Source organism: Sporosarcina sp. NCCP-2716 (assembly GCF_023707985.1).
Taxonomy (GTDB): Bacteria; Bacillota; Bacilli; order Bacillales_A; family Planococcaceae; genus Sporosarcina.
Genome location: NZ_BRCF01000008.1, coordinates 77,074 through 89,588, shown reverse-complemented (window position 1 = coordinate 89,588; position 12,515 = coordinate 77,074). Strand labels below are relative to the sequence as shown.

General features: G+C 55.2%; 11 protein-coding genes. All 11 read right to left on the bottom strand.

The genetic code is table 11. The features are described 5' to 3' along the window. Positions 1 to 3: 3 nt before the first annotated feature. The 11 genes from rapZ to uvrA all read right to left on the bottom strand — a co-directional run bounded on the left by rapZ (position 4) and on the right by uvrA (position 12,512). Positions 4 to 891 carry an RNase adapter RapZ gene (gene rapZ / locus NFU03_RS12220; protein WP_251639060.1) on the bottom strand — a complete coding sequence of 296 codons (888 nt, stop codon included), beginning with the start codon at positions 889 to 891 and terminating at the stop codon, positions 4 to 6. Positions 892 to 899: 8 nt separating this feature from the next. Further along, a complete protein-coding gene (locus NFU03_RS12215; protein ID WP_251639058.1) occupies positions 900 to 1,367 on the bottom strand; it encodes an 8-oxo-dGTP diphosphatase in 468 nt (155 codons plus the stop codon). A 197-nt stretch (positions 1,368 to 1,564) separates the two neighbouring features. Then, positions 1,565 to 2,521, bottom strand: coding sequence for a thioredoxin-disulfide reductase (gene trxB, locus NFU03_RS12210; RefSeq protein ID WP_251639056.1), 957 nt, complete (start codon positions 2,519 to 2,521; stop codon positions 1,565 to 1,567). A 105-nt stretch (positions 2,522 to 2,626) separates the two neighbouring features. Further along, positions 2,627 to 4,153: a tetratricopeptide repeat protein gene (locus NFU03_RS12205; protein ID WP_251639054.1), complete on the bottom strand. Its 1,527-nt coding sequence runs from the start codon at positions 4,151 to 4,153 to the stop codon at positions 2,627 to 2,629. Positions 4,154 to 4,245: 92 nt separating this feature from the next. Next, positions 4,246 to 4,770, bottom strand: a complete 525-nt coding sequence (locus NFU03_RS12200) for an acyltransferase (protein WP_251639052.1) — start codon at positions 4,768 to 4,770, stop codon at positions 4,246 to 4,248. Further along, entirely contained in the window at positions 4,767 to 5,420 is a 654-nt protein-coding gene (ppaX, locus tag NFU03_RS12195; protein WP_251639050.1) for a pyrophosphatase PpaX, read from the bottom strand. Before ppaX ends, NFU03_RS12200 begins: the two co-directional genes overlap by 4 nt. Next, entirely contained in the window at positions 5,413 to 6,378 is a 966-nt protein-coding gene (locus NFU03_RS12190) for a nucleoside recognition domain-containing protein (protein WP_251639048.1), read from the bottom strand. Before NFU03_RS12190 ends, ppaX begins: the two co-directional genes overlap by 8 nt. Beyond that, the gene (gene lgt, locus NFU03_RS12185) at positions 6,368 to 7,174 is read right to left on the bottom strand and encodes a prolipoprotein diacylglyceryl transferase (protein ID WP_251639046.1); all 807 of its coding nucleotides are present in this window, start codon (positions 7,172 to 7,174) and stop codon (positions 6,368 to 6,370) included. The genes NFU03_RS12190 and lgt overlap by 11 nt, the downstream gene beginning before the upstream one ends. A 1-nt stretch (position 7,175) precedes the next feature. After that, on the bottom strand, positions 7,176 to 8,129 hold the full coding sequence (hprK, locus tag NFU03_RS12180; RefSeq protein WP_251639044.1) for an HPr(Ser) kinase/phosphatase: 954 nt from the start codon (positions 8,127 to 8,129) through the stop codon (positions 7,176 to 7,178). Positions 8,130 to 8,306: 177 nt separating this feature from the next. After that, a complete protein-coding gene (locus NFU03_RS12175) occupies positions 8,307 to 9,566 on the bottom strand; it encodes a DUF4097 family beta strand repeat-containing protein (RefSeq protein ID WP_251639042.1) in 1,260 nt (419 codons plus the stop codon). 72 nt (positions 9,567 to 9,638) lie between these two features. Continuing rightward, positions 9,639 to 12,512: an excinuclease ABC subunit UvrA gene (gene uvrA, locus NFU03_RS12170; protein ID WP_251639040.1), complete on the bottom strand. Its 2,874-nt coding sequence runs from the start codon at positions 12,510 to 12,512 to the stop codon at positions 9,639 to 9,641. Positions 12,513 to 12,515 lie beyond the last annotated feature (3 nt).

The following is a 12,515-nucleotide window of genomic DNA, read 5'->3' as shown; positions in this document are numbered from 1 at the left end:
GCGTCAGCCCTTTCTTTTTTCGATATGCTGATGTGTCACATAAGTCGTATATTCGTCCTTGAACAGGCTTCCGAAATACTCGGCGAGCGTCACGGAACGGTGCTGGCCGCCTGTGCAGCCGAATGCGATGACGACTTGCGATTTCCCTTCATTCTTATACTGGGGAATGAGGAACTTGAACAGGTCTGTCAGCTTGCTGATGAGTGTCTGGGTATCGTCCCATTTCAGGACATACTCATACACTTCCCGGTCGAGCCCGGTCTGCGGCCGCATCGCTTCGATATAATACGGATTCGGCAGGAAGCGCACGTCGAACACGACATCGGCGTCGATCGGCATCGCATGCTTGAACCCGAACGAGATGAAGTTCAGTGTGAAGTTTTCGCCTTCGCCTGCGGAAAACTCCTGGATGATCCGGTCACGCAGCTCTTTCGGTTTCATCTCCGACGTGTTGTAGATCGACTTTGCGCGTCCTTTTATATCACTCAGGAGGCCTCGTTCTTTCTGGATGCCGGCGAGCGGCTGCCTTCCGCCGGCGAGCGGGTGGGATCTCCTCGATTCTTTGTAGCGGCTGACGAGCGTTTCGTCATCCGCCTCCAGGAACAGGATCCGGGTTGTTACGTTATCCATCCGATTGACGCTGTCGAGCGCATCCAGCAGAGCATCGAACAGGCCGCCGCCCCTCGTGTCGATGACCGCGGCGATTTTGGATTTCTTGTCAGCAGACGCGAGCATCAGGTCGAGGAATGTCTGCAGCAGCTCAGGCGGGAGATTGTCGATGCAATAGTAGCCCATATCTTCGAAACTCTGCATCGCAACCGACTTGCCGGCTCCTGACATCCCCGTTATGATCACCAGTTCGAGTTCTTCCGTATGTGCATCTGTTTCCATCGGCCCCATCACCTTCCGTTTGGATGTTGGATCTTTTCGTCAAGCAGTTCGAAGTCCTCCGTATACGTGAATGTGCCGTATTGGATCCCTTCCCCAGACATGGCAAACAGCAGATTCGTCCGGTCGCCTTCCGCCATCGCCAGCGTCTTGAGCGATTCGACCGGATGCCACTCCAGCTTGCCTTCCACTGTATCTGTCATCGGCGTTCCGGTGTAGTCCCGGGCAGCGAAGGTGAACAGCATCCATTCGTCCACCGTGTCCTCTCCGTTCCGGATCACCATTGTATAGACGCCTTTCAAATAGGGATCGACCGGAATTGCCCCGGTCTCTTCCGTGAATTCACGGATCGCCGTCTCGAGGATCGACTCGCCGGCATCCATCTTGCCGCCGGGAGCAACGTACCAGCCCCTCCTCGGCTTTTTTAATAAGAGCACGTTTCCGTCTTTCTCAACTAGCAGGTTTACAATTCTTTGCATACGCGGTGCCTCACTTCTTTTGTTTACATAGTCTTAAGTATAATCGATTATACCGGAAAACGACACAAAAAGAAGCTGCCGGCAACATACTTTCCGACAGCCTTCAAGTCTATAAAAAAATAGGGGGTCAATCAACACTCTTAGTATAACCGACTACTGTTTCAGCTGCGTTACAGTTGCGTTAAGGTTGTGTTAAATTATCCCTGCACTTTCGCTTCGAGAGATTCGTTCAGTTCTTCCACATATTTCTGGCAGGACTGGGCTGCGATACTGCCGTCGCCCGTTGCCGTAACGACTTGGCGCAGCAGTTTTTCGCGCACATCGCCGGCTGCGAAGATGCCTGGGATTTCTGTCTCCATCACTTCGTTCGTCTTAATGTAGCCGTTCTGATCGAGGATTCCGAGGTCTTTGAAAGGTGCCGTTATCGGATCGAGCCCGATGTAGATGAACATCCCTTCCGCTTTGAATTCGCGTTCGGATCCGTCTTCTGTCGAGATCAGTGTCACGGAATCGATCTTGCCGTCTTTGCCGTGCACTTCTTTCACGGTCGTGTTCCAGATGAAGTCGATCTTATCGTTCGCAAATGCACGCTCCTGCAGGATTTTCTGCGCGCGCAGTGCATCCCGGCGGTGGATGATCGTCACTTTGCTCGCGAAGCGGGTCAAGTATGTCCCTTCTTCCACTGCAGAGTCCCCGCCGCCGACGACGATGATTTCTTTGTTTTTGAAGAATGCTCCGTCACAGACCGCACAGTAGCTGACGCCGCGTCCAGTCAGTTCAGTCTCTCCCGGAATGCCCATCTTACGGTATTCCGCACCGGTAGTGATGATGATGCTTTTCGCTTTATATTCTTTCCCGCCGGCAGTGATCGTCTTGTATTCTTTGCCGTCCTGGATTTTACTGACATCGCCATACGCATACTCCGCGCCGAAGCGTTTCGCGTGATCGAACATTTTAGTGGACAGGTCCGGTCCGAGAATCGACTCGAATCCTGGATAGTTTTCGATTTCTTCCGTGCTGGCCATCTGACCGCCCGGCACACCGCGCTCAAGCATGAGTGTCGTCATATTCGCACGTGCAGTGTAGACCGCTGCCGTCATGCCTGCAGGTCCTGCTCCGATAATCACTACGTCGTAAATTGTTTCAGCTGACATTCAAGTTCCTCCTCCAGTATTCCTTCTTCTGTCCAAATCGTATAAGTTTTTTCACGTTCCTTCAACTAATCTGCCTGTCACATCTTTTTGGCGTAGTCCCGGTTTTCAAGAGAAATGAGGCAGGAATTCAAACAGTTCGCCGACATATTTGGTCAGCGTCTGTGTGCTGATACCGTACTGTGCCGCCATACCCGTTTTCGTCACTTTGCGGTTGCGCGATGAACAGAACATGTAATCCGCCGCTGCCGCGATGGCAGACGGGTTGCGGAACGGGTATTCTTTTTCCAGACCGATTTCAAACAGGGTGAACCACATTTGGAACAGGTGCGTCCCCTGCTGATCGAGCGGTCTGTTGTGCGTGTACAACAGTTCAGCCGCTTCCATCGCCCGGTTGAAAGCTTTGTCCGCCGGTGAGTCTTCCACCAGCTGGTAGTCGAGGCTTCCCGCGAGCACCAGCTTCTCTACATCGGTCAGCTTTTCCACGTCAATGTAGGCGGGATGAGCGATGATCTCCTGCTTATGGATCGATTTGCCGAGCAGGAAAAAGCCGAACATCCGCTCGCTGCTGTATGGGTTGCTGATCTTGTCGAGCAAGAACTGTTTGTCATGCGTGTACTGGGAATCATCATCCGCCTCCGGCATGTCCGCTTCAAGCCAAGGCTCCAGACCGGCTTTCGAGGGATCGAGCTCGACGAGACGTGCGAATGCTTCCTCCGCCTGTTTGCGGTGTCCCGCGAAGAAAGCTGCATGGGCGAGCCAGAAGAAGAAGCCTTCATCCCCTTCAAAGCCCTTTTTCTGGATGCTGCGGAGCCAGTGGTAGGCTTCCTGATGACAGCCGATGAGCGCGAAGGTAGCCCCGAGCTTGTACCGATGTTCGAACTGGTACGGCCGGATCTTCTTCAGCAGCTCGATCAGCGGCTGCAGTTTGACCTGGTCCCCTTCATAATAATAGAAGACCGCCAAATTGCAGAGGGCGTGGACATTGCCGCGGTCGTTCTCGAGAATCTCATACAGCAGCTCCCGTGCCTCCTGCGTGTCGCCCCGGTAGAAATAGGCGAGCGCCAAGTTGTTGAGCGTCGACCACGAATCGGGATGATCGGCGACGATATCCTCCAGGACACGGACCGCCTTGTCGAACTCACCTGACTCCATGAGACGCCGCGCTTTCTCCTGCAGCATGCGGACTTCCTCATCCATCGGTTCTTCCTCCGCCAGGAACGCGGTCTCCTGTTCGGCGAATTCGATGATTTCCTTCGCCTCTTCGTAAAGTTCCCCTTCCGGTGCGCGATCGGCGTAACTTTCCGCAAACAGCTTCGCTTCCCGGAGCATTCCGAGGTGGGCATGGACTTCCGCCAGATAATAGATGACTTCCTCATCCGCCGGCGCCAGTTCGAACGCCTGCATCAGCAGATCGAGCGCCTCCTCGAAGCGTCCCTCTTCCATCACCATCACCCCGTATTGGGTAAGGATCCGATGGTCGTCCGGGCTCAGTTCGGCAGCGCGTTTCAAGTATTTGAGCGCACCCTGGAACTGCTCTTTCTGGATCTCAGTGAGCGCCCGGGCGAAGTAGAAAGCACCATCCGGGACAAATGGGATTATTTTAGTCGATTTATGTTGCAAGTTTTTATCCAAACAGATTCCTCCGAAAAAACAAGAAGGAACGCAACAGACGCCCCTTCTTGCAATATGTCTCTACAGTATACCATATCTTCTTTCCCGCTTTGCTAAACCTCACGGCTGCCCGCTTTCCTCCGGGTGGCCTCTTCTGCAGTGTAGATGATGCGGACCGGGTTGCCGCCGGCCATGGCGCCGGCCGGGATGTCCTTATTGACGAGTGATGCAGCCGAGACGACTGCCCCATCGCCGATCGTCACCCCGGGCAGGATCGTCGTGTTCGCGCCGATCATGACCCGGTCACCGATCGTGACATCGCCGACCCGGTACTCGTCCACCAAGTATTCGTGCGCCAGGATCGTCGTGTTGAAGCCGATGATCGTATCACGGCCGACACGGATCCGTTCCGGAAACATGACATCCGGGAACACCATGAGAGCGAAAGCGGTGCGCGGACCGACCTCCATCCGCAGGAACGCCCGGTACAGCCAGTTTTTCATCGTGAAAAAAGGGGTGTAGCGGGCGGCCTGGATGACGGCGAAGTTTTTCGCCACCTTGAAGAAGGAGACTGTCCTGTACAGGTTCCACAGCGAGTTCCCTTCCCACTTCACCGGATACCGCTCGGTTTTCCTCATTCGGCGGGCACTCCCGTGATGGCATACAGGTCTGAAATGTGGGTCAGCATATAATCAGGTCCGTAGTTCCACAGGAATTCAGGCCCTTTCGCCGACCATGCGACGCCCGCTGTACGGACGCCTGCGTTCTTGCCGCCTTCGATATCATGGAAGTTATCCCCGACCATGAGCACTTCGTCTTTTGCAGCACCGAGCCGCTCCATCGCCAGCAGCAGCGGTTCCGGATCCGGTTTGGCGTTCGTGACGTCATCCAGCCCGACAACCGTCTCGAACAGATGCCCGATGCCGATCAGGTCGAGCCCTTTCTGCACCATGTCATTGCGCTTTGTCGAAACGATCGCCATGCGGACGCCATGAGCTGCCAGACGGGTGAGCACTTCTGTCACCCCGTCAAATTCAACGGCAAGCCTGTCATGGTTGGCGAGATTCCATTCCCTGTATTCGCCGATGAACTGCTCCGTCTTTGCAGGATCGATGCTGTTGAACGATTCCGCAAGTGTCGGCCCCATGAACGGCAGTATGTCAGTACGTGTATAACGGCCCGGATAATGGACTTCCAGCAGCTGTTCGAACGACTGGAGGATGAGCTCGTTCGTATCGAGAAGCGTCCCGTCGAAATCGAAAAGTATTGTTGTAATCGGTTTATCCATGAATAGCATCCCTTTCCTTCTCCAATTCCGTCAGCATGCGGTTCCGCCAGAAAAACGCGACAGCGATCGTCAGGACGAATGCTGTGATGATCCGGATGACGAGCAGCGGCCAGACCGGAATACCGAGCGGTACGAACAGCAAGGTATCTTCAATGACCGCGTGGCACGCCACAAGGAAGATGAACGACAGCGTGGCATCCCGATTGCTGACACCGTCTTCCTCGACAGCCTGGATCATGACGCCCGCCCCGTAAGCCAGACCGATGATCAGGCCAGCCGCCAATGTCATCGACGCGTTCGGCTGGACACCGATCAGCCTTGTCACCGGTGCGACTTTCGCGGAGAATTTCTCCAAATAGTGGTTGTCTTTCAGAAACTGGACTGCGAGCATGAGCGGGATAACGATCAGCGCAAGCTGCAGGACACCGAACGATGCCTTCTGCAGGCCGAGCAGGAAGATCTCCAGCCACCCGTCAGGAGCGGTTGTCACTTCAGGTGAAATGCCGTATTTCGCAAGTTCACCGCCGCCCCTCCAGACGAGGTTGATGACGATGCCGGATACTGCCGCCAGCCCGAGCCGGACGACGAGGACGATCCACAGCTTCACGCCGACTTTCAGCGCAACCCCTGTTTCGATGAACAGATTGTGCGCAAAGCTCATCATGATCGCGAGGATGAACACTTCCTTCACGGTCAGGTCGAGCGACAGGATGCCGGCGATGCCGGCGTATAAGTTCAATGCATTGCCGAGGACGAGCGGGATCGCCGCTTCCCCGCTCAGTCCGAACAGGCTCATGAGCGGCGAAATCAGTTTGACGATCCATGGCAGAATCGGCGTGTGCTGAAGAATCACGACCAGTATCGTGATCGGGAAGATGATCTTGCCGAGAGACCACGTCGTCTTCCCTCCTGCTTTCAGGCCGTTCCTGACCGTATCTTTCCACGTATTAGTTGTCATTGTACCTCACATCCGTTTTCATGATGAACCGGCGGTAGATGAAGAGGCCGACGCCGATCAGAACGCCGAGGATCGAGACGACCTGGGCTGCCCGCAGACCGCCGCCATACAGACTGTCCGTCCGCATCCCTTCGATGAAGTACCGGCCGATCGAATACCATGTTACATAGAAGAAGAAGATTTCGCCTCGCTTCAAGTTCACCCGGCGGAGGACGAGGATCAATGCCAGACCGACGAGGTTCCACATCGATTCATACAGGAACGTCGGATGGTAGGTGACCCCGTCGATCGTCATCTGGTTCATGATCCAGTCGGGGATGATCGTGTTATCGAGGAACGATTGGGAAACCGGCCCCCCGTGCGCTTCCTGGTTCATGAAGTTGCCCCAGCGCCCGATGATCTGGCCGATCAGCAGTCCGGGAGCGGTGATGTCCGCCACTTTCCAGAACGACACGCCCCGTTTTTTCGTGAAGATGACGGCTGTGATGATGGCTCCGATCAGTGCGCCGTGGATTGCAATGCCGCCTTCCCAGATCTTGATGATGTCCGCAGGATGGTCCTTGTAGAACTCCCACGAGAAGATGACATAGTAGATCCTTGCGGAAATGATCGAGATCGGCACTGCCCAGATGAGCATATCCGTCAGCAGGTCGGGGTGCATATGCTGCCGCACCATCTCTTTCTGCACAAGCAGGAACGCAAGGACGATGCCGCTAGCGATGAGAATGCCGTACCAGCGCACGTCGATCGGGCCGAGCGAGAATGCGACCGGATCGATCGCTAATAATGTATTCATGTTAATAGGTACCCTTCTTTCCCTCTGCAGCAGCGGACTTCTGCCGGATCACTGCATCCAATTTGTTCGTGAACTCTTCCGCGGCGTTGATCCCAAGCCGCTTCAGCCGATAGTCCATCGCAGCGACTTCGATGATGACGGACAGATTCCTGCCAGGACGGACCGGCACGACGAGTTTCGTCACTTCGGAGTCCATGATTCTCAGTTTGTCTTCGTCGATGCCGAGCCGGTCGTACATCTTGTCCGGGTCCCACAGTTCCAGCTCGATGACGAGGACGATCCGCTTGTCGTCTTTCACCGCACTTGCGCCGAACAGCGTCATAATGTCGATGATGCCGACCCCTCGGATCTCAAGCATATGCCGGAGGAGCGGCGGCGGATTGCCGATCAGGATATTTTTGGCGACTTCCCGGATTTCGACGGAATCGTCCGCGACGAGTCGGTGCCCCCGTTTGACGAGCTCCAGGGCTGTCTCACTTTTTCCGACGCCGCTTTTTCCCATGATCATCACACCGACACCGTAAATATCGACCAGCACTCCGTGGACGGTCTCCATCGGAGCGAGGCGGCCGGCCAGATAATTGGTCAGCATGCCGGATAGCCGGGTCGTCGGGATATCTGCACCGAGGACGGGCACGCCTGCCTGTCCGGCAGCTTCTTTCAGTTCCGGCGGCATGTGGACACCATGTGCCAGCACGACTGCCGGCGTCTCCGGTGTGCACAGCATCCGCATCCGCGAGATCCGGTCCTGTTCAGGCAGCTTCTCAAAAAACGAGATTTCCGTTTTGCCCAGCAGCTGGATCCGTGTCCGCGGATAAAAATCGAAGTACCCGGCCATTTCCAGACCGGGTCTTGAAATATCACTCAAGTCAATTTCGCGGTCGATGCCGCTGTTGTCTGTCAGTATGTCCAAATCGAACCGCTCCTGCATCTCTCTCACTGTTACGCCGCCCATCTGACAGCCACCTCCAAAAACAATTGTTGTCTAAGCATCATTCTACCATTGTATGCAAAGAAGTGAATGCAATTTCATCAGATCTTTCGCAGCTTGCTGTATTCCCCGAAAAAAAAGCTGCCCCCTTGCAAAGTCACTGAATGACTTTGCAAGGAGACAGCCCGGGTCATATAAGGATCATTTGGATTCGTTGCTGTAGCAGACGAGGATCGAACCGGTCTTCGACTCAGCGAACGAATGCAGGACAGTCGGTGAGTCCTCCACGTCTTTCTTGAACATCATCGACCGGTGGAGAAGCTGTTCCTGATTGGACGTCTTCTCGACATCCGGCAGCTTGACACTGATGCTGCCGATTGCGGATTTCACATCACCGACGAGTGAATGATCGTTCGGGACATACAGCTCAATGTTGCCGCCGACACTCTTCACATCGATCTTATCGGCTTTCTCGTGTGATGTAGTCACGGAGATGGAGCCGTTCAACGTACGCGCCATCGTCTCCTTCACTTTTCCGTCGATGTAGATCAGTCCGTTGACGGTCTGCGCATCGAGCTGGTTCGCCTCGACGCTCAGCAGACGGATCTCGCCGTTCAGTGTCTCGAGGTTCGCGTCACGCGACTTCACATAGCTCATGTTCACTTTGCCGTTCGCTGTTTTCACTCGGACGGTATCCGCTTCCATGTTGCGCATGTCAAATCCGCCGTTCAGCAGGCGTGCAGAAATTTTCGTATACGTCTTCTTCGGAACCGTCAGGACAGCATTCACCTGCACGGTTTTCGAATTGCTTGAAATGTGCAGCGACTGGGCATCTGAAGTGAAGACGAGTCTTTCGAGGAATTCCCGTTTGGCGTCCTCTTCCGATTGGTTCGTGAAAGTCTTGACAGAGAAGGCGGCGGTGATTTCGTCGCCCTCACCTGGGATGATCGAGCATTTGCCGTTGTCGATATCCAAGATGAGTTCCTCGATGTTCTTGCCGTCGATCTTATCCGAATGCTCGAACGTCACTGCATTGCCGAACGGATTTTCCATATCAAACTGCTTCACTTTCTGGACAGCCGTCTGCATGAACTGCATGAACTGTTCTCCTGCCTGCGTCAGGTCTTTCCGCAAGTCTTCCATGAATTCGTCTGCGGATGCACCTGACCAATTGCGCTTGGATGACGACTTCTTACTTTCCGTCCCTTCCTGCCCGGACTCGCCGCTTCCGGATTCCGTCTGTTCCGAGTTTCCGCCGAATGGGATGGCCGATGCGCTCTCCGACTGGCTTTCCGATTGGTGCCCGGATTGGTGTCCGGATTGTCCGGCTGCAGCCGGCTGGGTGTCCTGCTGCTTATGCGTGTCCTGCTGCGAGAGGGCTTCGAGCAATGTCAGTGCTTCGTCCGTTGAAATCGTTCCATTTTCGAGCATATTCAAAATGCGTTTGCGTTCGTTTTGCATTTTTTCCGCCTCCTTGTGGAATGATGTTGCGTGAATTCTGTCTATCTATACGAAGCGGCAGGGGTAAAAGTTTCACGTCACTGGATTTTCCGCTTGTTCCAATCGCTCTGCCATCCGCGCCCGGTCCCGTGCCAGAATCGGCTTCAAATACTTGCCCGTATAGGACTTCTTGTTTTGAGCCACTTGTTCCGGCGTCCCGGTCGCGATGATCTGACCGCCTTTGTCTCCGCCTTCGGGTCCAAGGTCGATAATGTGATCCACGGTCTTGATGACGTCGAGATTGTGTTCGATGACGAGGACCGTATTCCCGGTATCGACGAGCCGTTCCAGCACTTTCAGCAGCTTGGCGATATCGTGGACATGGAGACCCGTCGTCGGTTCATCCAGGATATAGAAGGACTTGCCGTTCGACCGCTTGTGCAGTTCCGATGCAAGCTTGACGCGCTGTGCTTCCCCGCCGGACAAAGTGGTGGCCGGCTGGCCGAGCTGCACATAGCCGAGCCCGACGTCGACGATCGTCTGGAGTTTACGCTGGATCTTCGGGATGTTCTCGAAGAATTCGGCAGCCGTTTCAACGGTCATTTCCAGCACATCCGCAATATTCTTCCCTTTGTAGGTCACTTCAAGCGTCTCCCGGTTGTACCGTTTGCCGTGGCACACATCACACGGCACATAGACATCCGGCAGGAAGTGCATCTCGATCTTCAGGATGCCGTCCCCGCGGCAAGCCTCGCAGCGTCCCCCTTTGACGTTGAAGCTGAACCGGCCTTTCTTATAGCCGCGGACTTTCGCTTCGTTCGTCATGGCGAACACGTCACGCACATCATCGAAGACACCTGTATAGGTCGCCGGGTTCGACCGCGGTGTCCGACCGATCGGCGACTGATCGATTTCGATGACCTTTTCTAATTCTTCCAGGCCGGATACGCTTTTATACTCACCGGGCCGCACTTTCGCCCGGTTCAGTTTCTGAGCGAGTATTTTGTACAGCACTTCGTTGATGAGCGTACTTTTTCCGGAACCGGAAACACCCGTGACTGCGATGAATTCCCCGAGCGGGAACTCGGCATCGACTTTTTTCAAGTTGTTTGCCGCTGCGCCTTTGATCGTCACTTTCCGGCCGTCCGACTGCCGCCGTTCTGTCGGGAGCGGGATGAACTTCCGGCCGCTCAAGTACTGGCCGGTCAGCGAGTTCGGATCGTCCATCACTTCCTGCGGTGTCCCCGCCGACACGATCCGTCCGCCATCAACCCCGGCACCCGGCCCGATGTCGATTAGGTAATCCGCTTCCATCATCGTGTCCTCATCGTGTTCGACGACGATCAGCGTATTGCCGATGTCCCGCATGCTCTTCAGCGTGTTGATGAGCCGGTCATTGTCCCGCTGATGGAGGCCTATGGACGGTTCATCCAGAATATAGAGCACGCCCGTCAGCCGCGAACCGATCTGGGTCGCAAGGCGGATCCGCTGTGCTTCCCCGCCGGATAATGTGCCTGCCGAGCGGGACAGCGTCAAATAGTCGAGTCCGACGTTTTCGAGGAATCCGAGACGCTCCCGGATTTCGCGCAGGATGAGTTCAGCGATTTGGGCGTCCTTTTCGGACAAGTTCAGTGCGCTGAAGAATCCGAGCGCTTCCACGATCGATTTTTCCGTCACTTCACCGATATGGATCCCGTCGACTTTGACAGCAAGGGATTCCGGCTTCAGACGGTACCCGGCACATGACGGGCATGGCCGCTGCGCCATGTACTTTTCCATCTGTTCGCGTACATAATCGGAAGAAGTCTCCCGGAAACGGCGTTCGACATTGGCGAGGACGCCTTCGAAGTAAATGGAGTTATCACGGGTCTGGCCGAATTCGTTCGTATAGCGGAAGCGGATTTTTTCGTCCCGCGAGCCGAGGAGGATCTTGTCCAGGTCCTCTTCCGCCAGTTCGCTGACAGGACAGTCCATTGAAATGCCGTAATGCTTCGCGACAGTCTTCAGCAGCTCGGGATAGTACTGGGAGCTCGTCGGGATCCAGGGGACGATCGCGTTGTCCTTCAGTGAAAGGGACGGATCCGGGATGACGAGTTCAGGATCGACTTCGAGTTTCGCCCCGAGGCCGTCACAGTCCGGACAGGCACCGAACGGGCTGTTGAAGGAGAACATGCGCGGTTCGAGTTCTCCGATCGAGAATCCGCAGATTGGACAGGCATGGTGTTCGCTGAACAGCAGTTCCTCCCCATCGAGGATATCGACGACCACTGTCCCTTCAGACAGGCGGAGCGCCGCTTCCAGGGAGTCGCTGAGCCGTCCGGCGATTCCTTCCTTCATGACGATCCGGTCGACGACGACTTCGATCGTATGCTTCTTGTTCTTGTTCAGGTCGATATTGTCATCGAGGTCATATGTCTCCCCGTCGATCCGGACACGAACATACCCTTGTTTCTTCAAGTCTTCGAGCAGTTTGACGTGCGTGCCTTTGCGCCCTGAGATGATCGGGGCGAGCACTTGGATCCGTGTCCGTTCTTCCAGTTCAAGCACGCGGTCCGTCATCTGTTCGACCGTCTGCGACGTGATTTCGATGCCGTGGATCGGACAGATCGGTTTCCCGACACGCGCGTAGAGCAGACGTAGATAGTCATAGATTTCGGTAACGGTTCCGACGGTCGAGCGCGGATTTCGGCTCGTCGTCTTCTGGTCGATGGAGATCGCAGGTGACAGCCCTTCGATCAGGTCGACGTCCGGCTTGTCCATCTGGCCGAGGAACTGACGTGCATAGGCAGACAGCGACTCGACGTAGCGGCGCTGACCTTCGGCGTAGATCGTATCGAAAGCGAGGGAGGATTTCCCTGAACCCGAAAGGCCGGTCATGACGACGAGTTCGTCTCGGGGGATTGTGACGTCGATGTTCTTCAAGTTATGCGCGCGTGCGCCCTGAATATAGATTTCAGTGTTTTTCATGAT

Excerpts from the sequence above, each read along its gene's own strand:
- uvrA (WP_251639040.1), bottom strand. The coding sequence starts at position 12,512 with ATGAAAAACACTGAAATCTATATTCAGGGCGCACGCGCGCATAACTTG.
- NFU03_RS12175 (WP_251639042.1), bottom strand. The coding sequence starts at position 9,566 with ATGCAAAACGAACGCAAACGCATTTTGAATATGCTCGAAAATGGAACG.
- ppaX (WP_251639050.1), bottom strand. The coding sequence starts at position 5,420 with ATGGATAAACCGATTACAACAATACTTTTCGATTTCGACGGGACGCTT.
- rapZ (WP_251639060.1), bottom strand. The coding sequence starts at position 891 with ATGGAAACAGATGCACATACGGAAGAACTCGAACTGGTGATCATAACG.
- NFU03_RS12200 (WP_251639052.1), bottom strand. The coding sequence starts at position 4,770 with ATGAGGAAAACCGAGCGGTATCCGGTGAAGTGGGAAGGGAACTCGCTG.
- hprK (WP_251639044.1), bottom strand. The coding sequence starts at position 8,129 with ATGGGCGGCGTAACAGTGAGAGAGATGCAGGAGCGGTTCGATTTGGAC.
- NFU03_RS12190 (WP_251639048.1), bottom strand. The coding sequence starts at position 6,378 with ATGACAACTAATACGTGGAAAGATACGGTCAGGAACGGCCTGAAAGCA.
- NFU03_RS12215 (WP_251639058.1), bottom strand. The coding sequence starts at position 1,367 with ATGCAAAGAATTGTAAACCTGCTAGTTGAGAAAGACGGAAACGTGCTC.
- lgt (WP_251639046.1), bottom strand. The coding sequence starts at position 7,174 with ATGAATACATTATTAGCGATCGATCCGGTCGCATTCTCGCTCGGCCCG.
- trxB (WP_251639056.1), bottom strand. The coding sequence starts at position 2,521 with ATGTCAGCTGAAACAATTTACGACGTAGTGATTATCGGAGCAGGACCT.